We start from the raw sequence: 20,202 nt of genomic DNA, 5'->3' as shown, positions 1-20,202 counted from the left end.
CAACCAGGACGGCTCAGACGTCCTTGTCCAGATGGCGGCGCAGTTCCGCCGTGAGCGCCGGGATCTCGCGGCGGAAGGCCGCTTCGTCGAGGCCGTCGTCGGCCACCACGGCGAGCAGCGCGCGGTCTCCTACGGCCGTCACGATGACGTGGCCCGTGCTGCCCCGCGCGGTGATCTCGCGGAGATGGCCCGCGCCGCCGTGATCGGCTAGCCGGTTGCCGAGTGCGAGGCCCGCCGCCGCCAGGGCGGCCATGGACTCGGGGTGGGTCTTGTTCGCGTCGCTGGCCACGACGAGCCCGTCACTGGTGGCCAGGGTGGATTCGGTGACTCCCATTACGTTGTCCCGCAGGGCGATGAGGAGGTCGGTCACGGGGTCGCTCATGGCGTCTTCTTCCTGTTGCGTGCAGGCGGTGGGACAACGAGGCGGGAGGGGGCCGGGTCGCGGTTTCAGCCGGAATCGGCACGAACGGGCTGAGCGGGACGGGTCGTTCAGTCGTGGGGCCGAAGCTCCGGTGCGGAGTTCCGCCCGGGTTCACGGCGCGGGAGCGGTACGGAACGGGGCGCGGCGGACGCCCCGGCGAGGGGCGCGGAGGGCGCGCCGCGGGCCGCCGTGCTGGGCCTGTTCTCCGCCGAGGGCAGGTGCGGTTGGACGAGTCCGCGGTCCAGCAGATGACGTAGGTCCATCATCACGGCGAAGAGACCGCGGCCGAGGGCGAAGGCGATGTCCCTCGCCGTGCCGCGGCCGTCCGCGTGGGCCAGGACCTCCTGGTGCCGGGCGGGAAGCCCGGCGGCGGTCCCTGGGAGGCCCGCGGCGGACACCGACCGGACGCGGGTGCGGGCGAGGGCGGCGACCGAACCGGGTTCCCCGGCGAGGAGGTTGATCCGCCGGGACACCTCGTCGAGGAGTCGCTCGGGGGTGACTCCGGCGTTGCGGTGGAGCGCCGGTACGGGATCGGCCACCTCCCAGCTGTCGGGTACGGCGAGGGACAGCGCGAAGGCCGCGTCGAACAGGGCGCCCAGGCTGATGACTTCGAGTTCGCCGGCGCCGACGAGCCCGCGCGCCACGAGTTCGGCGGCGAGGTGTTCGTGGGTGGTGTCGGAGGCCCGGACCGCCGACCACGCCTCCTCGCTGATCCGGCCCGATCTGAGCAGGAGGCCCTCGATGCCGGGTGCGCCGGGCGTCTCCATGGCCACCACCAGCCCGTCGCGGACGTGGATGGAGCCGCCCGGGGTGCCGGTGACGAGCACGGTGCAGGAGCGGGCCCGGTCCCGGAGGGCCGACAACAGGGCGGGAACGTTGCGGGAGTCGGCGAGCGGTTCCTCGGTGCCGGACTGCGTCATGCCAGCAACTCGTCGGCGTGCCGGTGCAGTTCGCGCAGCGCCCAGGTGAGGTTGGTGCGCTCGCGGTCGACGGTCGCGCACAGCAGCAGGGGGTCGCCCCGCCGTGCGAGTTGGAGCGTCACGAGATGGCGGGTGGAGGTGGTCACGACGACGCTCTCCAACTCCCCCGACGCACCGGCCCGGTTGAGGCGGGTGCGGGCGATCTCCGCTATTTCGCAGGAATCCCGACCGCCACTCACCTCACCCGACTCCGCATAGGTGAGACCGGTGACGGCATCGAGCAGCATGGCTCCGCTGATACCGGGCGCGGTCAGGACACGGTCCAGCGCGGTGTCGAGCGATGACAAAGGCCCCCCCTTCAGTCACTCTGGCGAGCAGACTACTTTATTTGCCAACTATCGCAACACTGACCAAAGATGGTGTTGTCTGTTACCCGCACGGTTCGCATTGAGACCGTTTTCATGGCGAGACCCACCGTCTCGCCGGCTCGTGAGGGAAACGAGGCACCACGTGAACATTGAGGCGACGCTCAAGGAAGCGATGACTATCGACGGGGCCCTGGGGGTGTCCCTTGTCGACTACGAGAGCGGCATGACGCTGGGGGCGTTGGGCGGCGGTCCGCATCTGGACCTGGAGGTCGCGGGGGCGGGCAACACCGAGGTCGTACGGGCGAAGCAGCGCACGCTGAAGTCCATCAACGTGGACGACCGGATCGAGGACATCCTGATCACCCTCGGAAAGCAGTACCACCTGATCAGGCCGCTGGCGGGCGCGCACGGCTCGCTCTTCCTGTATCTGGCGCTGGATCGTGAGCGCAGCAATCTCGCACTGGCACGGCACAACTTGAAGCGCCTTGAGGCGAGTTTGGAGATATGAGGGCGTCGCGGCATATGACAAACGAGTAGTCGCGACTTCGGGCGGTCTCGGCGCGGCCATATCCGCCGAGACCGGTCCGGCTATTAGGTCCGACCTTTGCGAGACCGAATTCCCGGACCGCGCACGACCGTTAAAGCGGAGAGACTGAAATTGTCTAGTCCACTTTGCCGGTACTGCACTCCGGGTGACCCCAGCCCTGGGCGTTCTTGCTGATCGGCTCGCCGGCCGCATAGGCGCGTCCGCACAGGCAACGGCCGGGGAACTTCGCCTTGATGGTGCGGGAGGACGAACTCGCGCTCTTCCGGGCCGACTTGGCACCGGCCGGACGGGCGGACTTCTTCGGGGTGTCGGGAGAGGGGGGCGGCTCCGGGGAGCCGAGGTCGCTGCCCGCGGGTTCCTGGACGACGGCGGCCTGGCTCGCGGCGCGGTCGGCGAAGTCGTTCAGCGGGTCGCCGTCGACCTGGTGGGCGGGGACGTAGCGGAACTCGACCGAGCGGCCGTCGAGCAGTTCGTCGATGCGGACGACCAGTTCCTGGTTGGCGACCGGCTTGCCGCCGGAGGTCTTCCAGCCGTTGCGCTTCCAGCCCGGCAGCCAGGTGGTGACCGCCTTCATGGCGTACTGCGAGTCCATCCGGATCTCCAGCGGTACGTCCGGTGCGGTCGCCGTCAACAGGCGCTCCAGCGCGGTGAGTTCGGCGACGTTGTTGGTGGCCCTGCCGAGCGGTCCGGCCTCCCAGCGGGCCGGGCTCTCCGCGTCGTCCGACACGACCCAGGCCCAGGCAGCGGGCCCCGGATTTCCCTTCGAAGCCCCGTCGCACGCGGCCACCACACGTTCACGCATGCGCCCGATCATGCCACGACCGCACCACGCGCTCTCCGCCGACCCGGTCCGGCCGCGCGCCCCGTCCGGGGATCGGGCCGCTCGGCCCTCTACGCTGCGCGCATGACCTCGCGACACGAGCAGTGGGCCCGGCTGCGCGACCTGTTGTGGCTGCCTCCGCGCCCCCACGGGGAACAGCCGCGCGAGCGGGTGGTCGGCCCGCTCGAACTCTTCTACGACCTCGTCGTGGTCGTTCTCGTCGCCCAGGCCGCCCACCATCTGGCCGGGGAACTCGACTGGCACGGCCTCGGCCTGTTCGCCGCGGTGTTCGCGCTGGTGTGGATCGCCTGGCTCAACGGCAGCCTGCACCACGAGCTGCACGGGCACGAGGACGCCCGCGGCCGGAGCATGTTCCTGCTGCAGATCCTGGTACTGGTGCCGCTGGGCGCGTTCATCCCGGAGGCGGGTGACACGCGCGGTGCCGCGTTCGCCGTGGACGCGGGGGTGCTGTTCGCGCTCCTGGCGCTGCTGTGGCTGCTGGCCTCGCGGGGCGACACTCCCGAATTCCGGCGCCCCAGCGCGCTGTTCGTGACGGGGACGGCCTTCTGCGCGGTCGTCCTGGCCGCGAGCGCCGCGCTGCCCGCCGACGCCCGGGTGCTGACGTGGGGCGCGCTGGCCGTCGTCTATCTGCTGGGGTTCGTGTTCGTGCTCGCCAGGGCCATTCCGGAACGGGTGGTCGGGTTCAGCGTGACCGACGCGCTCGCCGAGCGGTTCGGACTGTTCATCATCATCGTGCTCGGCGAGAACGTGACCGGCGTCGTCGACGGACTGTCCCACGAGCCGACCGGCGCGCTCACTCTCGCCGTCGGACTGGTCGCCGTCGTGGTCGGCTTCGGCGGCTGGTGGACGTACTTCGACTTCGCCGGGCACCGGCTGCCGCGGCCCACGCGGGCGAGCGCCCTCCAGTGGATGATGATCCATCTGCCGCTGACGGCCGCGGTGGCCGCGATGGGCGCCGCGATGGTGGGCCTGGTCGAGCACGCCCACGACGGCCGGACCCCGGCCGCCACGGCCTGGGTGCTCTGCGGGGGTACGGCCGTCGTGCTCTGCGCGACGATGGTGCTCGCGTCGTCCCTGCGGGTCTGGAGCGAGGACCTGGGCCTCTACCGGCCGCTGGCCCGGACCTGCGTCGCCATGGCCGTCGTGTGCGTGGCGCTCGGCGCGTTGCGTCCGGCTCCGCTGCTCCTGGGTCTGGCTCTCGTGGTCGTGCTCGGGGTGCCCTGGGGACTGGCCGTGGCGCACCGCGTGGCCCACGAAGGGGAACGGGCGGTGTGACCGCGCACGGGTGTCAGGGCGTCGAGGGGCGGGTCTCGGTCCAGTCGACCATCAGCCGGCGCTCGGCGAAGTACCAGTCGCCGTCCAGCTTGGTGAACTCGTCGAGGTAGCGGATGGACGCGATCATGAGCGAGCGCTGCCCGGACTCGTCGACCGAGACATGGTGGGCCAGGCAGTAGCTCTCGCCACTCGCCCGGTCCCCGTCCAGGGTGATGGTGCTCTGGCCGTTGAAGTGCGTGGTGGCCCGGTAGACGTTCAGGTTGTCGAAGACCGGGGCCAGCGACTCGCGGCCGTGCAGCTCCTGCGTCGGCTCCGCCGCGGTGGCGTCCATGAACACAAGGAAGCGGGTGTCCTCGGTGAACAGGGCCATCTGCCCCTTTGCGTCCCGCCGGTCCGCGCAGTGCGCGTAGGCGTCGACCAGCTCACGGACGGCCAGCCGGTCGGCGGCCTCCTGGGGTGAGATCGCGGTGTGCGAGGCCATGACCGTTCCTTTCGCCGCACTATTTGACATGTGTATAAAATCACTCGTCATGGCAGAGTGCAACGTGAACCCGAGGAGGGCGGAGCGCTGAACCAGCGGATCGATCCCCGCGTCACCCGCACGACGCGGGCCTTCGAGGAGGCCGTCGTGGAGCTCGCCGCGCAGCGGTCCGTCTCCCGGATCTCCGTCGCGGAACTGGCCGAACGCGCCGGGGTCACGCGCGCCACGTTCTACAACCGCTACAGCTCCCCGCTGGACCTGCTCATCCAGGTGCTCCAGGCCGATCTGGACCGCGGCCACCGCCGCGAGGCCGAGGCCCGCGCGCAGGGCGGGCACTCGGCCCCCGAACTGCTCCGGCTGGCCACCGCCGAGGTCGCCGACCACGTCGAGCGGCATCTGCCGATCTACCGGCGCGCCCTCACGGATCCGGCGGACAGCGGTGTGTACGAGGCGCTCGTTCGCCATTTCGGCGACTACACGCTGTCCTTCATGGCCGACGGCGACCACCCGGGGCTTCCCGAGGCCAACCGCCGGGTCGTCGCGCAGTTCCTGGCCCACGGCTTCGCGGGTGCCATCAAGGCATGGCTGGAGGACCCGGCGGTCACCAAGGACGACATGGTCGACGCGGCCGTGGCCTGCGCCCCCGCCTGGTGGACGGCCTAGGGCCGCTGACCCGCGGCCCGCCCGGTCAGACGTCCGTCATCTGCGGCATGTCTCCCTGGGTGGTGGTCATGTCGATCACCGAGAACGAGGCGCCCTGCGGGTCGCTGAGGGCCGCGAACCGTCCGAAGGGGCTGTCCATGGGGCCGAAGCGGAGGATCCCGCCGAGCTTGGTGGCCTTGGCGACGGCGTCGTCGCAGTTGTCCACGGCGAAGTAGACGTTGACGTACGACGGCACCTCGGGCGGGAACTCGTCGCCCATCGCCATCCGTCCGATGACCGTGTCCTCGCCGATGTTGTAGACGCGGTAGTCGACGCCCGGGTCCTCCATGCTCTTCGCCGAGTACGGGAAGACCGCCGGGAAGAATCCGTCCGCCTTCGCGGGCTCGCGGGTGAAGATCTCGGCCCAGGCGTACGCGCCGGCCACGCCCGATGCCTCGAAGCCCTCGTGGGTGCCGCCCTGCCAGACGCCAAACACGGCGCCGCTGGGCTCACGGGCCAGGCACATCGTGCCGAACTCGCCGACCTGCATCGGCTCCATCAGCACCTCGCCGCCGTTCTCCCGGATCTTCGCCGCGGTCGCAGCGGCGTCCGGTGAGGCGAGGTAGAGGCACCACTGCGACTGCCCCTCCTGGCCGGGCATCGGCGGTACGACGGCGGCCACGGCCTTTCCGTCGACGTAGGCCTGCGTGTAGTTGCCGTACTCCGACGACGCCTCGCCGAAGGTCCAGCCGAGGACGTCGCCGTAGAAACTCTTGGCTCCCTCGACGTCGCCGAACATCGCGTCGGCCCAACAGGGGGTTCCTTCAGGTTGTACGGCCATGGCTGCGGCCCTCTCCGATAGGTCGGGTTGGCTGGATCTGGTTGTCCGAATTCTCACGCTAGTCACCAGGGGTGCGGGGCGCGCGTCGAACGCCGGAATCGCCTGGCACCGCGCCCGCGCGCCCCGCGCGCCGGGGTGCGGGCACGAACCCTCGCCCTCCCCGACCCGACCGGCGGGTTTACGACCTCCGGAACGCGAAGCCGCCCCCTTCGCGCGGTTACCGGTGCTGGGCAGGACTGTTTGGCTTGTAAACCGACGACGCGCTCACCCCTGTTCACCTCCCGGGAGGGAATGTGTCCACTCCGGAAAGCGTCAACGGACCGGCCACCGACGACTCCGCCCCCGAGCCGCCCGGCAACGGACAGCTCACCAGCCTCAGCACGGTCGCGGCCCGGCAACTCGCCACGACCACCAAGTCCGAACCGCAGATGCAGGCCATCACCTCGCGCTGGCTGCTGAAGATGCTGCCCTGGGTGGACGTCAGGGGCGGCGCCTACCGGGTCAACCGGCGGCTCCAGCTCAGCGTCGGCCGCGGCCGGGTGCGGTTCGAGCAGAACGGCGCCGACGACGTGAAGGTCATCCCCGAGACGCTCACCGAACTGCCCGTGCTGCGCGGGTACTCAGACACGGAGGTCCTGAAGGAGATCGCCACCCGGTTCCGGGTCCGGGACGTACGCGCGGGCCAGGTCCTCTTCGAGGCCGGACAGCCCGTCACCGAGGCCTACTTGGTCGCCCACGGCCGCTTCACCCGCTACGCGGCGGGACCCTACGACGAGGAGGAGATCCTCGGAGTCGTCACCGACGGCGACCAGATGGGGGACGAGGCCATAGGACAGTCCGACCCGCTGTGGCTGAGTTCCGTGCGCGCCGAGACCGCGGGCGTGCTGCTGGTTCTGCCCTGGGACGTCGTGTCCGAATTCACCGACCGCGTACCGTCGTTGGCCGCCCATCTGGAGGCCTACGCCGAGCGGCAGCGGCTGCCGATGAACCGCAAGGGCGAGGCCGATGTGCCGGTGCAGGCCGGCCATGTGGGCGAGCCGACGCTGCCCGGCGGCTTCGTCGACTACGAACTCGCCCCGCGCGAGTACGAGTTGTCCCTCACCCAGACCGTGCTGCGGGTGCACACCAGGGTCGCCGACCTCTACAACGATCCGATGGACCAGACCCAGCAGCAACTGCGGCTCACCATCGAGGAGATCCGCGAGCGGCAGGAGTGGGAGCTGGTCAACAACCGGGACTTCGGGCTGCTGCACAGCGTCGACTACACCCAGCGCATCAGCACCTTCACCGGTCCGCCGACCCCGGACGACCTCGACGAACTGCTCGCCATGCGACGCAGGACGAAGTTGTTCCTCGCCCATCCGAAGGCCATCGCGGCCTTCTTCCGGCAGTGCAACAGGCGCGGTCTGGTGCCGGGCACGGCCACCGTCGACGGGCACGAGATCCCCGCCTGGCGCGGTGTGCCGTTCTTCCCGTGCAGCAAGATCCCGGTCTCCCCGCAGCACACCAGCAGCATCATCGCGCTGCGTACCGGTGAGGCCGACCAGGGGGTCGTCGGCCTGTTCCAGACCGGTATCCCCGAGGAGTACCAGCCCGGTCTGAACGTCCGCTTCATGGGCATCGACTCGGCCGCGATCATCCGCTACCTCGTCACCGCGTACTACTCGATGGCCATCCTGGTCCCCGACGCGGCGGGAATCCTGGAGAACGTCCAGATCGGCAGGACCGCCGAGTGACGGCCTGGAGAAGCTCATGACCACCTCCCTCCCGCTGCCCGGCCCGCCGAACCTGGCGAGCACTCTGCGGGCCCGGCGCACCGGAGCGATCCCCGGACTCACCTACCGCCCGGCAGTACCCGCGGACCCGGAGAAGGCCGCGGAGCTCGACCGCAGACTGGAGACCTGGGCGCGCGGCCTCGATCTGTTCCCGGCCGCGTGGGGCGGGGACTTCGCCGGGTTCCAGTTCGGCCGGGCCGTGGTGCTCCAGCACCCGGGGGCGGTCGACCTCGAACGGCTCACCGCGGCAGGCAAGTTGCTGCTCGCCGAGAACATCGTCGACAACTGCTACTGCGAGGAGGACGAGGGAAAGGGCGGCTCGCACCGGGGGCTGGGCGGGCGGCTGATCTTCGCGCAGTCGGCGCTCGACCCGTTCCACTCCACCCCCGAGCTGGAGGAGGAGTGGCGCCAGGGCGTGCAGACCGACGGCCCGCTGCGCTCGTACCACTTCGCGATCCAGGACTACGCCCTCCTCGCCACCCCCAGCCAGACCGACCGGATCGTGCACGACCTCGCCCGGCTGCACCTCGGCTATCTCGCCGAGGCCGCGTGGGCCGAGATCCGGTACAAGCCCCGGGTGTGGGAGTACCTGGTGATGCGGCAGTTCAACAACTTCCGGCCCTGTCTGTCCATCGTGGACGCGGTCGACGGCTACGAACTGCCCGAACAGGTCTACGCCCGGCCCGAGATCCAGCGGGTCACGGCTCTCGCCTGCAACGCCACCACGATCGTCAACGACCTGTACTCCTTCACCAGGGAGCTCGCGAGCGACCCGGACCACCTCAACCTCCCGCAGGTCGTCGCTGCCGACGAGCGGTGCGGGCTGAAGGCCGCCTATCTGAAGTCCGTCGAGATCCACAACCGGATCATGGACGCCTTCGACGAGGAGTCCGCGGCGCTCTCCGCGACCTCGCCCCTCGTCGCGCGCTACACCGAGGGCCTGGCCGCCTGGGTGTCCGGCAACCACGAGTGGCACGCGACCAACACCCACCGCTACCACCTGCCCAACTACTGGTAAGAGTCCGGTCCCTGACGTCCCGTCAGACGCACCACGCTAGGAGTCACCGTTGACCACCACCGACGCCGGCACCACAGCTCCACCGGTGCCGACCCAGTCCACGTACCAGAGCCGTGTCGCGGACTACTGGAACGCCGAAGAGAACCCGGTCAACCTCGCCCTCGGACAGATCGACGACCTGTACCACCACCACTACGGAATCGGCGGGGCCGACGAATCCGTGCTGGAGGAGCCAGACCCCGTCCGGCGCCGCGAACGGCTCACCGCCGAACTCCACCGCCTGGAACACGCCCAGGCCGAACTGCTCGCCTCCCACCTCGGCCAACTCGCCCCCGACGACCGGGTGTTCGACGCCGGCTGCGGGCGCGGCGGGGGCAGTGTGGTGGCGCATCTGCGCTACGGCTGCCGGGCCGACGGGGTCACGATCTCCGCCAAGCAGGCCGAGTTCGCCAACGCGCAGGCCCGTGCCCGGGGCATCGACGGCAAGGTGCGCTACCACCACCGCAACATGCTCGACACCGGCTTCCCCACAGGGGAGTTCGCCGCGTCGTGGAACAACGAGTCCACGATGTACGTCGAGTTGGACCTGCTGTTCGCCGAGCATGCCCGGCTGCTGCGCCGCGGCGGACGCTATGTGGTGATCACCGGCTGCTACAACGACACCTACGGCCGGGCCTCGCGCGAGGTGTCCCTCATCAACGCCCACTACATCTGCGACATCCACCCCAGGTCGGAGTACTTCCGGGCGATGGCCCGCAACCGGCTGGTGCCCGTCCACGTCCAGGACCTCACCCAGGACACGATCCCCTACTGGGCGCTGCGCAGCCGGGCCGACCATCTGGTCACGGGCATCGAGGACACCTTTCTGACCGCCTACCGCAACGGCAGCTTCCAGTATCTGCTGATCGCGGCCGACCGGGTCTGAGGTCTCAGCGGCCGGCGATCCTGGAGGCCGCCTCCGGGAGACCGGGCGCCGGATCGAGGACGTCCAGCGTGCCGTGCGCCCGCAACAGGCGCACGGTGCGCGGGGCGCACACCACGGCGAAGCCCGCCTCGTGCTCCCGCACCCGGCGGCGGAAACGCAGCACCAGGTTGAGTCCGGTGGAGTCGATGAACGTCGTACGGCGCAGATCGACGACGTAGGCGGGCGCGCGCAGGGCGACGACGGAGTCCAGCCACTCGCGCAGCGGGGTCGTGGTCGCCAGATCGATGTCGCCGTGCAGGTCGACGACGAGCAGGCCGTCCCTGGCGCCCAGCAGGGCATGGTCGCCGGGCGCCGGCCAGGCCGCCGCGGTCACCGGCTCCAGGCTTTTCTCGTGCAAGGTGTTCCGTCCCCGTTCCGTGCCTGTCGCGCGCGGGCGCACGATCCGGCGCGGGTCCGTGCGGCGGCTTCGACATCCCCGCACCGCACGAGCCCGCGCCGGAACTCCCCCGAGCGGCTCCCCCTTGAACCGTGGGTACCTCCTGTTCTACCTTCGCCACATGGTCGGGGCATCAACGCCCGCTCATCAGCGACACAACGAGCGGGCCGAGGTCGGGCCGGGTGATGCGGAATGCGTCCGCACCTGGCACTGATCGAGGACGAACCCGATTTCGCACTGATGTGCCGTTCCTACCTGGAGCACGAGGGATTCACCGTCACCTGGGCCATGGACGCCCGCGCCGGCAAGTCCGTCCTCCACGAGAGCCGCATCGATCTCGCCGTCCTCGACCTGGGACTCCCGGACGGCAGCGGCCTGGAACTCCTGCGGGCGCTCCGCTCCACCAGCCGGCTTCCGGTCATCGTGGTCACCGGCCGGGGCGCGGAGGCCGACCGGGTGGCGGGCCTGGAGATCGGCGCCGACGACTACCTCGTCAAGCCGTTCTCACAACGGGAGTTGGTGGCCCGCATCAGGGCGGTACTGCGCAGGTCGCAGCCGCCGGAGACCCCGGCCGTGATCCAGGTCGGCTCACTGCGGATCGACACGGCCGCCCGCCAGGCGTCCGCCGACGGCGTCCTCCTCACCCTGCGTCCCAAGGAGTACGCCCTGCTGGAGATGCTCGGCGAGGCGCCCGGCCGGGTGTTCTCCACCGAGCAGGTCCTCGACCGGATCTGGGGCGCCTCCTGGCAGCAGCCCGCCACCGTGATCGAGCACGTGTACCGCCTGCGCGGCAAGCTCGCGGCACTCCCCACGCCCGCGCCCCGGATCACCACGGTCCGCGGCTACGGCTACCGCCTCGACCCCTGAGAGCCGCCATGTCACCGCCCCTCACGACCCCCGACTTCCGGCTGCTCTTCGACTCCTCGCTCTCCCCGCTGCTGATCCTCAGCCCCGACTTCACCATCGTCGAGGTCAACCGCGCGTATCTCGCGGCCACCCGTACGGAACGCACGATCGTCGGGCAACGGATCTTCGACGTCTTCCCCGACAACCCCGACGACCCCTCGGCGGACGGCGTCGCCAACCTGCGCCGCTCGCTGGAGTCGGTGGTGGCCACGGGCCGCAAGGACACGATGGCCCTCCAGCGCTACGACATCCCGACCGGCGAGGCGGGCGGTTTCGCCGAGCGGTACTGGAGCCCCGTCAACTCCCCCGTCCTGGACGCCGAGGGACGGGTCACGCACATCATCCACCGGGTCGAGGACGTCACGGACTTCGTGCATCTGCGCCGGGTCGGCCGGGAGCAGGAACGGGCCGCCGCCGAGGCGCAGATGCGGGCCGAGGGCATGGAGATCGACCTGTTCGTACGGGCCCGGGAGATCCGCGAGGTCAACGAGCAGCTGAGCCGCGCCAACGCCGAACTGGACGCTGCCGGACGACAGTTGAGGGAGGAGCAGCGGGCCAAGGACCGGTTCATCGCCACGCTCTCGCACGAACTGCGCAATCCGCTCGCCGCGGCCTGCGCGGCCGTGGAACTGCTCGCACTGGACCTGCCGGACGACGGCCTTCCCGCACTCTCGGTCCTGGAGCGGCAGTTGGGCACGCTGGTGCGGATGAGCAACGATCTCCTGGACGGGACACGGGCGTTGACCGGCCGACTTGAGCTGGTGTCCGAGCGGGTCGACGTACGGTCCGTGGTCGAGAGCGCCTGCGCCGACATCAGGAGCCTCTTCGGACACGAGGAGCGCACCCTCCAACTGACCTTGCCGGACACGCCCGTTGTGGTCGACGGGGATCGGCTGCGGCTGGCCCAGGTGCTGACGAACCTGCTGTCCAACGCGCTCAAGTACTCCCCGCCCGGCGGCCGTACGGAGGTCCGGCTCACGGTCGAGGACGAGCAGGCCCGGCTGACCGTGCGGGACGACGGCATAGGCTTCCAACCCGCCCAGGCCGAGGACCTGTTCGGGGTGTTCGTGCGGGCGGCCCCGGCGGGCCCGAACACGCCCGAGGGGCTCGGTCTGGGACTCGCGGTCGCCCGTACGGTGGTCGAACTGCACGGCGGCCGGATCAGCGCGCACAGCGAAGGCCCCGGCAAGGGAGCGACGTTCACGGTCCTGCTGCCGCGGGCCGACGAGGCGGCTCCGGAACCGGCACGCCCGTCCGCGCCACCCCGCGCCCGGCGCCAACTCGCCATCCTGATCGTGGAGGACAACACCGACCTCGCCGCGACCTACCGCACCCTCCTGGAACGCCAGGGCCACCACGTCACCGCCGTCCACACCGGCGCCGACGCGCTCACCGCGACCGAGTCCGACGTCTTCGACGTGGTCCTGTGCGACCTGGGCCTGCCCGACACCGACGGCTACACGGTGGCCCGTACGGTACGGGCCCGGCCGCACGGGGACCGGCTCCGGCTGATCGCGGTCTCCGGCTTCAGCCGGGGCACCGACCGTTCGCTGTCCCGGACGGCGGGCTTCGACGCCCATCTCGCCAAGCCGCTCCCGCTGACCGATCTGCTCGACCTGCTGGAGCGCCTGGAGTAGCGGAGCGTCTTCCACCTTCACCCTGCCTGTGCTTGCCTGGGGAGCCGTTTGCCGGTGCCCGGGGCGGGAGTCGCCGTATGCGGAAGCCGTGGATCGTGGGTGTACTGCTGGCCGGAGTGCTGCTCGGCGCGTGCACGGACCCGGCGTCCGGGCCCGAGGTCCCGCCGCCGACCCCGTCCGTGCGCGCCACGACCCATCGACAAGTCCCCGTCGCCCCGGTGAAGTCGGCGCCCGGCGTGCTGTATCTCGGGGACTCCCTCGCGATGGAGAGCCAGCGGGTGCTCGGGCAGGAACTCCGCGGCAGGCTCGACGCGACGTACACGAGTGCCCCGTACTCGGGGACCACACTGTGCGACTACCTGGAGGGCACGGGGGCGCGTTCCCTGGTGCCGGACGGCGACAAGGCGGCGGCGCTGGTGCGCGCGCTGCACCCGGACTTCGTGATCCTGCAGTTCTGGGGCAACGCGTGGGGCTACACGCCCTGCATGGACGGGATCACCTACGACGCCGACCGGCAGACGTATCTGCGGCGGTACGCCTCCGACATCAGGAAGCTCACCGCGCAGATCGCGACCGCCGGAGGTACCCAACGGCCCACCGTCGTCTGGGTGTTGCAGGGCCCCGACCCGATCACCCCCGAGCGCGTCCGGGCGGTGAACGCGCTCTACGAGGCGCAGGCCAGGTCCACGGACGACACCGTCGCCGACGCCGGGAAGGCCGTGAGCCCCGCCGGCGCCCGCTACACCTGGACCCAGTACCTCCCGTGCACCACCTACGAGCGCGCCCACCCCGACTACTGCACCCAGCCCGGCAACGGCCGTACGGCCCTGCACCGGGACGACGACTACCTGCACTTCTGCCTGGCGCCGACGACCTCGACGCCGAGACCGTGTCCGGTCCGCTCCCCCGGCATCCTGCGCATGGCCAGGGAGATCACGCGGGTGATCGGCGCCCGAGCTCCGTCTCGATGAGCCGGTTGAGGTGACGGCGGGCGTCCTCGGTGGTCAACGGGGGTGCCTGGCGCAGCCGTTGCAGGGCGAGGCCGTCGGCGAGGGCGGCGAAGCGGACCGTGAAGCCGTCGAGGTCGTCGGAGCGGAACTCGCCGTCGGCGACGCCCCGTTCGGCCAGGGCGCGGATCTGCTGGTGCCAGCTCTCGTAGCGCCGGGCCTGCCCACTGCTGAAGGCCTCGTCGGTGCCCTGTTCACCGGCGTTCCAGTAGTCGAACCACATCCGCCAGTGCCGGTCGGTGTCCTCGGTGAACAGCGCGTCGACCAGCAGCCGCAGCGCCTCCGCCCCGCTGGTCGCCTGCTCGGCGGCCTCGTGCAACTCGGCGTAGTAGCGCTCGATGTGCAGGACCATCGCCTCGGACAGGATCTCCTGCACACTGCCGAAGTGGTACGTGACGGTACCGACGGAGACCCCGGCGGCGGCCGCCACGTCCCGCACGCCGACCGAGGCGTAGCCGCGTTCCGCTATCAGCGGGACGGCCGCCTCGACGATGAGCCGCCGGCGCACCTCGGTGGGCTGCCGGGTGCGGGCGGCGGCGGCGACGGCACGGCGCGGTGCCTTGGCGGCCTGCGGGGGCTTGGCGGCCGTCATCCCGACGTCCTCGGGGTGGTGCGGTGCCATGCTCGCTCGGCCACTGTCTCTCCGTTCGCCCGTGCTTCGACGCGACTGTCCATGACGAAGTCAGCGGCCGTGGCGCGCAGCTCCGTCCGCGCCATGATCTCAGCGTCGTAGTCGTCCCCGCGCCGCAACCGGATTCGCCACTCCGAGGCGGCGTGCGCGGACAGCGGGTCGTCGCTGCGCATGCGGTACGTCTCCCGCGCGCTCTCCTCGTAGCGCAGCCCGTCCGGATACGTCCGCGAGCCCCCGTAGTTGGGGTCGACCTCCAGCGTCCACTCCCCCTTGGCGACATCGTGCGTGACCAGCCGCTCGGGCGTCGGCCCTGCGGGCCGGTCGTAGATCACGTCGAGCGGGACCGACTGTTCGGGCTCCTCGAAGCGGATCGGCGGCTCCGATCCGCTTTCGCGCACGGGCAGTCGTACGGCGCTCTCGGCCGGCACGACCCGCAGCTCGCCGCGCTGGCCGTGCGGCCACACCCACGGCCAGTAGGTGTCGGACACGGCGACCCGGACGCGGTGGCCGGGCGGGATCGCGTAGCCGATGCCGGTCAGCTCGAACTCGACGTCCTCGTACGTCCCCGGTGTCCACTCGACGGCCCGGTCCCGGCCGTGCCTGCTCAGCAGGTTGAGCACGCCACGGGTGACCAGCGTGGAGGAGCCGTCCGGGGCGACGTCGCACAGCCGGGCGACGACATGGGCGCGCGGGGCGGAGCTGTCGAGGCGAAGCCGGACGCGCGGGCGGCCGAGGATCTCGACGCGCTCGGTGAGCGGCTCGGAGTCGAAGCAGACCGAACGGCCGTCCTCCTCTCGCTGGTCCGGCGGCAGGTCGCTCGCGTTCCCGAAGGGGAAGAAACGCCCGGCGTCGAGGCCGGTGTGCTGCGGGGACCGCACGAGGACGGGCTCAGTGCTCGTACCGAGGGGTCGTGCGTCCCAACTGACCGTCGGGCTCGGCCACTTGACGTCGCCCACCCAACGGCCGGGCAGTACGTCGTACGACGTCGCCGGCGGGACCGGGTCGGTGATCCAGGCCCGCAGCAGGGGCTCGTCCATCGCGCCCGTGTCGACGCCCTTGAGGTGCTGGTCCCACCAGCGCAGGGTCTCCTGGAGGAAGCCGATCGCCGGACCGGGCGGCAGACCGCGGTCGGGGTACTGGTGCGACCAGGGGCCGACGATCCCCCGGACGCGGTCGCCGGGCAGGTGCTCGACGAGCCGCAGCACGGTGTCCCGGTACGGGTCGTTCCAGCCGCCGACCGCGAGGACGGCCGCGTCGATCGCGGTGTAGTCCTCGCAGACGCTGCCGTGCTTCCAGTAGTCGTCGCGCTGCTGATGGTCGAGCCAGGTGTGCAGGAAGGGTTCGAGGGCGTCGAGGCGTTCGCGCCACATCGGCAGCCAGCGGTCCTCGCCCACGCTCGCCGGGTCCGGCGGCCGGGCGGCGAAGGCGAGCATGGTGCCGGCCCAGGCGAGCATGTCGATGCCGAGGACGGCGCCGCCCGTGTAGTGGACGTCGTTGTCGTAGCGGTCGTCGGTGGAGCAGACGGTGACGATCGCCTTCAAGGGTTCGGGAGCGAGCGCGGCGATCTGGAGGGAGTTGAAGCCGCCCCAGGAGATGCCGAACATGCCCACCTTGCCGGTGCACCAGGGCTGTGCGGCAAGCCAGTTGACGACGTCCACGCCGTCCGCGAGTTCCTGCGCGTCGTACTCGTCGCCGGGTAGACCCTCGCTGTCGCCGTGCCCACGGATGTCCACGCGGACCGAGGCGTAGCCGTGCCCCGCGTACCAGGGGTGGCGCTGGGCGTCCCGGGGCGCGGTCCAGTCGCTCTTGCGGTACGGGAGGTATTCGAGCAGCGCGGGCACCGGGTCCGCCTCGGCGTCGACGGGCCGCCAGATACGGGCGTGCAGCCGGGTCCTTCCGTCCCGGGTGGGGATCCAGACGTCCTCGCGGACGACCTGGCGGTCGAACTGCTTGCGGTACTTCACAAAGCTCCTTCTGCCACGGGGGCGTCGAGGGGGCGCCAGCGTCGGACGCGGTGGCCGTCGGCGCCGTGGTCGGTCCAGATGTCGTCCCCGTCGGCCGCGTCGGCCCAGTCGGCGGTGTCGTCGACGTAGGGCAGCGCGTCGGGGTCGGGTTCGAGGGCGGCGGCCATCAGTTGGCGGGTGTAGGGGTGTTGGGGGTCGGCGAAGACGGTCTCCGTCGGGCCCTCCTCGACAACGACTCCGTGGCGCAGTACGACGACCCGGTCCGCGATGCCCCGTACGACCGCCAGGTCATGGCTGATGAACAGGCAGGCGAGGTCGCGTTCGCGCCGGAGGTCGTCGAGGAGGCGGAGTACGTCCGCCTGGACCGACACATCCAGGGCGGTGGTGATCTCGTCGGCGATCAGGACGTCCGGCTCACCCGCCAACGCCCTTGCGATACCGATGCGTTGACGCTGGCCGCCGGAGAGCTGCGCGGGAAGGCGGTCCGCGAGGGCCGGGTCGAGCCGTACGTCGGAGATGAGTCGGCGGGCGCGCTCGGCCGCCTCCGGCCGGTCGGCCGCCGTGCCGAAGAAGCGCAACGGGTGGCGGACCGCGTCGCCCACGGAACGGCGGGGGTTGAGCGAGGTGTCCGCGTTCTGGAAGACGAGCTGCACCCGGCGGCGCAGGGACAGCGGCCGTTGCTGCGCCGGCCGGGCCAGGTCGCCGTCCTCGTGGCGCATCGTGCCGCCGGACGGGGTGCGCAGACCCGCCAGGGTCCACGCGAGGGTGGACTTGCCGCTGCCCGACTCGCCGACGAGGGCGAGGACTTCGCCGCGCCGGACGTCGAAGGAGACGCCGTGCACGGCACGGGTGCTGCCGTAGTCGATGGTGACGTCCTGCGCGGACACGGCCACGGGAGCGTCGGCGGGCACCTCCGCCTTGGGCCTGACCTCCCGCTCCCCCGCCTCGCCGACGACCGCGAGCCCGGTGTCGTCGAGCCGCGGCACGCTCGCCAACAGGCGCTTGGTGTACGGGTCTTGGGGCTGGGCGAACAGCTGCCTGGTGGGCGCCGATTCAACCACCCGACCGGACCGCAGGACGGTCACCTCGTCGGCCATGTGGGCGACGACGCCGAGGTCGTGGCTCACCAGCACGGCGGCCAGGCCGAGTTCGTCGCTCAGGGCGGCGATCAGGTCGAGGACGCTGCGCTGGGTGATGACGTCCAGGCCGGTGGTCGGTTCGTCGAGGACCAGGACCTTGGGGCGGGCCGCGATGGCCATGGCGATGGCGACACGCTGCTGCTGGCCGCCGGAGAGTTCGTGCGGATAGCGGCGGGCCAGGTCGGCCGGGTTCGGCAGCCGGACCTGTGCGAGGAGTTCCGTGACGGGGACCTCGCCGCCCGCCTCCGCTATCTGGCGTCCGATGCGCATGGAGGGCGTGAGGGCGTGGCCGGCGTTCTGGCCGACCATCGCGACCGTGCCGCCGCGCAGCCCTCGCAACTCCCTTGCGGGCAGGGCGAATACGTCGGCGCCGGACACCTGGACGGACCCGCCGGTGATCCGCGAACCGTGTCGCAGATGCCCGAGCAGGGTCGCGGCGACGGTCGACTTGCCGCTGCCGGACTCGCCGACGAGCGCGTGGGTCTGCCCCTCGGCGACATCGAGCGACACCTCGTGCACGACGGGCACGTCCCGGCCGCCCGAACGGTAGGCCACGGACAGGGAGTTGACGGAAACGATCGGGGTCATCAGGAGCCCTCCCTGATCCGGTCGACGCCCCACGCCTTGGACAGGCCGTCGGCCGCGAGGTTGAGCCCGACCACGAGGGTGGCCAGGGCGATGATGGGAGCGATGCTCGCCATCGGGACGACGGTGATGGCGGTGCGGTTCTCGGCAACCATCAGGCCCCAGTCCGGAGTCGGCGGGTCGGCGCCGAAGCCGAGGAAGGACAGCGAGGAGATCAGCAGCACGACCCAGGAGGCCCGCATCGCGAACTCCACGCACACCACGTCCGTGATGTTCGGCAGGATCTCCCGGCGCAGGATCGACCAGGTGCTCTCACCTCGGGCACGGGCCGCGGTCACATAGTCGGCGGGGACGACCGCGAGGGCGGCGCCGCGCACGACACGGACGACCTGCGGGACGAAGGTGATCGCGACGGCGAGGACGATGACCGACGGGCCGGTGCCGAGGGCGGTCACCACGACGAGCAGGGCGAGGATCGACGGTACGGAGAGGACCGCGTCCAGGATCCGGCCCAGTACGTCGTCGAACCAGCCGCCGCGCAGGGCCGCAGCGCAGCCGATGACCGTCCCGAGGGCGACGGTGAGGAGAGTGGCGGCGAGGGAGACGCCGAGGGCGTACCGGCCGCCGTAGAGGACGCGGGCGAGGACGTCGCGGCCGTACTGGTCGGTGCCGGCCCAGTGGCTCCAACTGGAGCCGAGCAGGGCGTGGTTGGCGTCGTTGGCGATCGGGTCGTAGGAGGTGAGGAGCGGGGCCAGCAGGGCGATCACGATGTGTACGGCGACGATCGCGAGGCCGATGAGCGCCGTGCGGGAGGTGCTCAGGGTGCGCCAGGCGCGGGCGGTGCGGGCGCCTCGTACGGTGGTCGGCGCAGCGGTGTCGAGCGTGGTCATCGAGTCCTCCCTCGGGTGCGGAGCCTGGGGTTGAGGGCCATGGTGGCCAGGTCTGCGGCGAGGTTGCAGACGACGTAGACGACCGCGCTGATGAGGGCGATGGCCTGGATGGTGGGCAGGTCGCGGTTCTGCACCGAGGAGAGCATCAGCTTGCCGATGCCGGGGTAGTTGAAGACGTTCTCGACCACCGCGACCCCGCCGACCAGCCAGGCCACGTTGAGCGCGATGACGTGCAGGGTGGGCAGCAGGGCGCTCGGCAGGGCGTGCCGGGTGACGACCCGCCAGGTGGAGAGGCCCTTGAGGCGGGCGGTGGTGACGTACTCGGTGGCCATCACGTCGATGACCGAGGTGCGGGCCATGCGGACGATGTAGGCGGCCATCACCACGGCGAGCGCGAGGGCGGGAAGCCATACGGCGGGCAGGAGTTGGCCGACCGAGGCGTCCGGGCCGTAGAGGACGACCGCCGGGAACCACGGGAGGGCGACCGAGAAGCACAGGACGAGGACGGTCGCGACGACGAACTCGGGGACGCTCATGCCGACGAGGCTGACCGTGGAGATGAGGTGGTCGGGCCAGCGGTCGCGGTACAGGCCCGCGAGGACGCCCAGGACGATCGAGCCGGTGACCGCGAAGAGGACCGTGACGAGGGCGATCAGGGCGGAGTTGCCGAGGTACGTGCTCACCTCGCCGCCCACTGCCTTGCCGGAGACGAGGGAGGTGCCGAAGTCGCCGTGGAGGGCACCACCCACCCAGTCGGCGTACCGCTCCCAGGCGGGCTTGTCGAGTTTCAGCTTCTCGCGCAGGGCGGCCACCGCGTCCGGCGTCGCGTCCTTGCCGAGGATCTGCGTGGCGACGTCGCCGGGCAGGGCCTGGACGGCGAGGAAGACGAGGACGGAGGAGAGGAAGAGGGTGCCAACTGCGGCCGCTATGCGGCGGGTTATGAAGGAGAGCAT

The 20,202-nt window shown here is 71.0% G+C and carries 21 protein-coding genes; 9 read left to right on the top strand and 12 right to left on the bottom strand.

The features are described from left to right. Positions 1 to 13 precede the first annotated feature (13 nt). The 3 genes from SSP08S_RS18935 to SSP08S_RS18925 all read right to left on the bottom strand — a co-directional run bounded on the left by SSP08S_RS18935 (position 14) and on the right by SSP08S_RS18925 (position 1,688). Positions 14 to 382 carry a roadblock/LC7 domain-containing protein gene (locus SSP08S_RS18935; RefSeq protein ID WP_019069188.1) on the bottom strand — a complete coding sequence of 123 codons (369 nt, stop codon included), beginning with the start codon at positions 380 to 382 and terminating at the stop codon, positions 14 to 16. 107 nt (positions 383 to 489) lie between these two features. Then, on the bottom strand, positions 490 to 1,341 hold the full coding sequence (locus SSP08S_RS18930; RefSeq protein WP_019069187.1) for a hypothetical protein: 852 nt from the start codon (positions 1,339 to 1,341) through the stop codon (positions 490 to 492). Continuing rightward, entirely contained in the window at positions 1,338 to 1,688 is a 351-nt protein-coding gene (locus SSP08S_RS18925) for a hypothetical protein (protein ID WP_019069186.1), read from the bottom strand. The genes SSP08S_RS18930 and SSP08S_RS18925 overlap by 4 nt, the downstream gene beginning before the upstream one ends. 163 nt (positions 1,689 to 1,851) lie before the next feature. Between SSP08S_RS18925 and SSP08S_RS18920 the strand changes: the two genes are divergently transcribed. Continuing rightward, positions 1,852 to 2,217, top strand: a complete 366-nt coding sequence (locus SSP08S_RS18920) for a hypothetical protein (RefSeq protein ID WP_019069185.1) — start codon at positions 1,852 to 1,854, stop codon at positions 2,215 to 2,217. 154 nt (positions 2,218 to 2,371) lie between these two features. Here the strand turns inward: SSP08S_RS18920 and SSP08S_RS18915 are convergent, their stop codons facing one another. Continuing rightward, positions 2,372 to 3,070, bottom strand: coding sequence for a ribonuclease H family protein (locus SSP08S_RS18915; RefSeq protein WP_026178625.1), 699 nt, complete (start codon positions 3,068 to 3,070; stop codon positions 2,372 to 2,374). Between the two features lie 90 nt (positions 3,071 to 3,160). On the opposite strand from SSP08S_RS18915, the gene SSP08S_RS18910 reads away from it, so the two are divergent. Beyond that, a complete protein-coding gene (locus SSP08S_RS18910; protein ID WP_019069183.1) occupies positions 3,161 to 4,372 on the top strand; it encodes a low temperature requirement protein A in 1,212 nt (403 codons plus the stop codon). Positions 4,373 to 4,385: 13 nt separating this feature from the next. On the opposite strand, the gene SSP08S_RS18905 is transcribed toward SSP08S_RS18910, so the two are convergent. Next, positions 4,386 to 4,853 (bottom strand): nuclear transport factor 2 family protein, encoded by a 468-nt coding sequence (locus tag SSP08S_RS18905; protein WP_019069182.1) that lies wholly within the window; start codon positions 4,851 to 4,853, stop codon positions 4,386 to 4,388. A gap of 57 nt (positions 4,854 to 4,910) precedes the next feature. On the opposite strand from SSP08S_RS18905, the gene SSP08S_RS18900 reads away from it, so the two are divergent. Next, positions 4,911 to 5,516, top strand: a complete 606-nt coding sequence (locus SSP08S_RS18900; RefSeq protein WP_019069181.1) for a TetR/AcrR family transcriptional regulator — start codon at positions 4,911 to 4,913, stop codon at positions 5,514 to 5,516. Between the two features lie 25 nt (positions 5,517 to 5,541). Here the strand turns inward: SSP08S_RS18900 and SSP08S_RS18895 are convergent, their stop codons facing one another. Further along, positions 5,542 to 6,336, bottom strand: coding sequence for a VOC family protein (locus SSP08S_RS18895; RefSeq protein ID WP_026178624.1), 795 nt, complete (start codon positions 6,334 to 6,336; stop codon positions 5,542 to 5,544). Between the two features lie 293 nt (positions 6,337 to 6,629). Between SSP08S_RS18895 and SSP08S_RS18890 the strand changes: the two genes are divergently transcribed. The 3 genes from SSP08S_RS18890 to SSP08S_RS18880 are packed head-to-tail and all read left to right on the top strand — an operon-like array spanning position 6,630 to position 10,054. Beyond that, positions 6,630 to 8,072 (top strand): family 2B encapsulin nanocompartment shell protein, encoded by a 1,443-nt coding sequence (locus SSP08S_RS18890; protein ID WP_019069179.1) that lies wholly within the window; start codon positions 6,630 to 6,632, stop codon positions 8,070 to 8,072. Between the two features lie 16 nt (positions 8,073 to 8,088). Further along, complete coding sequence (locus SSP08S_RS18885; RefSeq protein WP_019069178.1) at positions 8,089 to 9,129, top strand: family 2 encapsulin nanocompartment cargo protein terpene cyclase; 1,041 nt, start codon at positions 8,089 to 8,091, stop codon at positions 9,127 to 9,129. A gap of 49 nt (positions 9,130 to 9,178) precedes the next feature. Further along, on the top strand, positions 9,179 to 10,054 hold the full coding sequence (locus SSP08S_RS18880; protein WP_019069177.1) for a geranyl diphosphate 2-C-methyltransferase: 876 nt from the start codon (positions 9,179 to 9,181) through the stop codon (positions 10,052 to 10,054). A 4-nt stretch (positions 10,055 to 10,058) separates the two neighbouring features. Here the strand turns inward: SSP08S_RS18880 and SSP08S_RS55510 are convergent, their stop codons facing one another. Beyond that, positions 10,059 to 10,451 (bottom strand): STAS domain-containing protein, encoded by a 393-nt coding sequence (locus tag SSP08S_RS55510; protein ID WP_245607904.1) that lies wholly within the window; start codon positions 10,449 to 10,451, stop codon positions 10,059 to 10,061. 231 nt (positions 10,452 to 10,682) lie between these two features. Here SSP08S_RS55510 and SSP08S_RS18870 point away from each other — a divergent pair, with 231 nt between their 5' ends. From SSP08S_RS18870 to SSP08S_RS18860, 3 genes are all read left to right on the top strand, one after another. Next, positions 10,683 to 11,357: a response regulator transcription factor gene (locus SSP08S_RS18870; protein ID WP_019069175.1), complete on the top strand. Its 675-nt coding sequence runs from the start codon at positions 10,683 to 10,685 to the stop codon at positions 11,355 to 11,357. Positions 11,358 to 11,365: 8 nt separating this feature from the next. Continuing rightward, on the top strand, positions 11,366 to 13,033 hold the full coding sequence (locus tag SSP08S_RS18865) for a hybrid sensor histidine kinase/response regulator (protein ID WP_019069174.1): 1,668 nt from the start codon (positions 11,366 to 11,368) through the stop codon (positions 13,031 to 13,033). 77 nt (positions 13,034 to 13,110) lie between these two features. Beyond that, positions 13,111 to 14,004, top strand: a complete 894-nt coding sequence (locus SSP08S_RS18860) for an SGNH/GDSL hydrolase family protein (protein ID WP_019069173.1) — start codon at positions 13,111 to 13,113, stop codon at positions 14,002 to 14,004. Here the strand turns inward: SSP08S_RS18860 and SSP08S_RS18855 are convergent. The 5 genes from SSP08S_RS18855 to SSP08S_RS18835 are packed head-to-tail and all read right to left on the bottom strand — an operon-like array spanning position 13,967 to position 20,202. Then, complete coding sequence (locus tag SSP08S_RS18855) at positions 13,967 to 14,662, bottom strand: TetR/AcrR family transcriptional regulator (protein WP_019069172.1); 696 nt, start codon at positions 14,660 to 14,662, stop codon at positions 13,967 to 13,969. The two genes, SSP08S_RS18860 and SSP08S_RS18855, sit on opposite strands and share 38 nt — an antisense overlap. Then, positions 14,629 to 16,635, bottom strand: coding sequence for a CocE/NonD family hydrolase (locus SSP08S_RS18850; protein WP_019069171.1), 2,007 nt, complete (start codon positions 16,633 to 16,635; stop codon positions 14,629 to 14,631). The genes SSP08S_RS18855 and SSP08S_RS18850 overlap by 34 nt, the downstream gene beginning before the upstream one ends. Continuing rightward, positions 16,632 to 18,362 (bottom strand): dipeptide ABC transporter ATP-binding protein, encoded by a 1,731-nt coding sequence (locus SSP08S_RS18845; protein WP_019069170.1) that lies wholly within the window; start codon positions 18,360 to 18,362, stop codon positions 16,632 to 16,634. Before SSP08S_RS18845 ends, SSP08S_RS18850 begins: the two co-directional genes overlap by 4 nt. Beyond that, on the bottom strand, positions 18,362 to 19,249 hold the full coding sequence (locus SSP08S_RS18840; protein ID WP_019069169.1) for an ABC transporter permease: 888 nt from the start codon (positions 19,247 to 19,249) through the stop codon (positions 18,362 to 18,364). The genes SSP08S_RS18845 and SSP08S_RS18840 overlap by 1 nt, the downstream gene beginning before the upstream one ends. Next, positions 19,246 to 20,202, bottom strand: coding sequence for an ABC transporter permease (locus tag SSP08S_RS18835; protein ID WP_019069168.1), 957 nt, complete (start codon positions 20,200 to 20,202; stop codon positions 19,246 to 19,248). The genes SSP08S_RS18840 and SSP08S_RS18835 overlap by 4 nt, the downstream gene beginning before the upstream one ends.

The sequence above is a fragment of the Streptomyces hokutonensis genome, from assembly GCF_000376565.1.
GTDB lineage: Bacteria > Actinomycetota > Actinomycetes > Streptomycetales > Streptomycetaceae > Streptomyces > Streptomyces hokutonensis.
This window is presented reverse-complemented; position numbering and strand designations above follow the sequence as displayed.

What these genes read in the sequence shown, in the direction of transcription:
- SSP08S_RS18935 (WP_019069188.1), bottom strand. Translation starts at nt 382, where the DNA reads ATGAGCGACCCCGTGACCGACCTCCTCATCGCCCTGCGGGACAACGTA.
- SSP08S_RS18930 (WP_019069187.1), bottom strand. Translation starts at nt 1,341, where the DNA reads ATGACGCAGTCCGGCACCGAGGAACCGCTCGCCGACTCCCGCAACGTT.
- SSP08S_RS18915 (WP_026178625.1), bottom strand. Translation starts at nt 3,070, where the DNA reads ATGATCGGGCGCATGCGTGAACGTGTGGTGGCCGCGTGCGACGGGGCT.
- SSP08S_RS18910 (WP_019069183.1), top strand. Translation starts at nt 3,161, where the DNA reads ATGACCTCGCGACACGAGCAGTGGGCCCGGCTGCGCGACCTGTTGTGG.
- SSP08S_RS18905 (WP_019069182.1), bottom strand. Translation starts at nt 4,853, where the DNA reads ATGGCCTCGCACACCGCGATCTCACCCCAGGAGGCCGCCGACCGGCTG.
- SSP08S_RS18895 (WP_026178624.1), bottom strand. Translation starts at nt 6,336, where the DNA reads ATGGCCGTACAACCTGAAGGAACCCCCTGTTGGGCCGACGCGATGTTC.
- SSP08S_RS18885 (WP_019069178.1), top strand. Translation starts at nt 8,089, where the DNA reads ATGACCACCTCCCTCCCGCTGCCCGGCCCGCCGAACCTGGCGAGCACT.
- SSP08S_RS18870 (WP_019069175.1), top strand. Translation starts at nt 10,683, where the DNA reads ATGCGTCCGCACCTGGCACTGATCGAGGACGAACCCGATTTCGCACTG.
- SSP08S_RS18865 (WP_019069174.1), top strand. Translation starts at nt 11,366, where the DNA reads ATGTCACCGCCCCTCACGACCCCCGACTTCCGGCTGCTCTTCGACTCC.
- SSP08S_RS18860 (WP_019069173.1), top strand. Translation starts at nt 13,111, where the DNA reads ATGCGGAAGCCGTGGATCGTGGGTGTACTGCTGGCCGGAGTGCTGCTC.
- SSP08S_RS18855 (WP_019069172.1), bottom strand. Translation starts at nt 14,662, where the DNA reads ATGGCACCGCACCACCCCGAGGACGTCGGGATGACGGCCGCCAAGCCC.
- SSP08S_RS18845 (WP_019069170.1), bottom strand. Translation starts at nt 18,362, where the DNA reads ATGACCCCGATCGTTTCCGTCAACTCCCTGTCCGTGGCCTACCGTTCG.
- SSP08S_RS18840 (WP_019069169.1), bottom strand. Translation starts at nt 19,249, where the DNA reads ATGACCACGCTCGACACCGCTGCGCCGACCACCGTACGAGGCGCCCGC.
- SSP08S_RS18835 (WP_019069168.1), bottom strand. Translation starts at nt 20,202, where the DNA reads ATGCTCTCCTTCATAACCCGCCGCATAGCGGCCGCAGTTGGCACCCTC.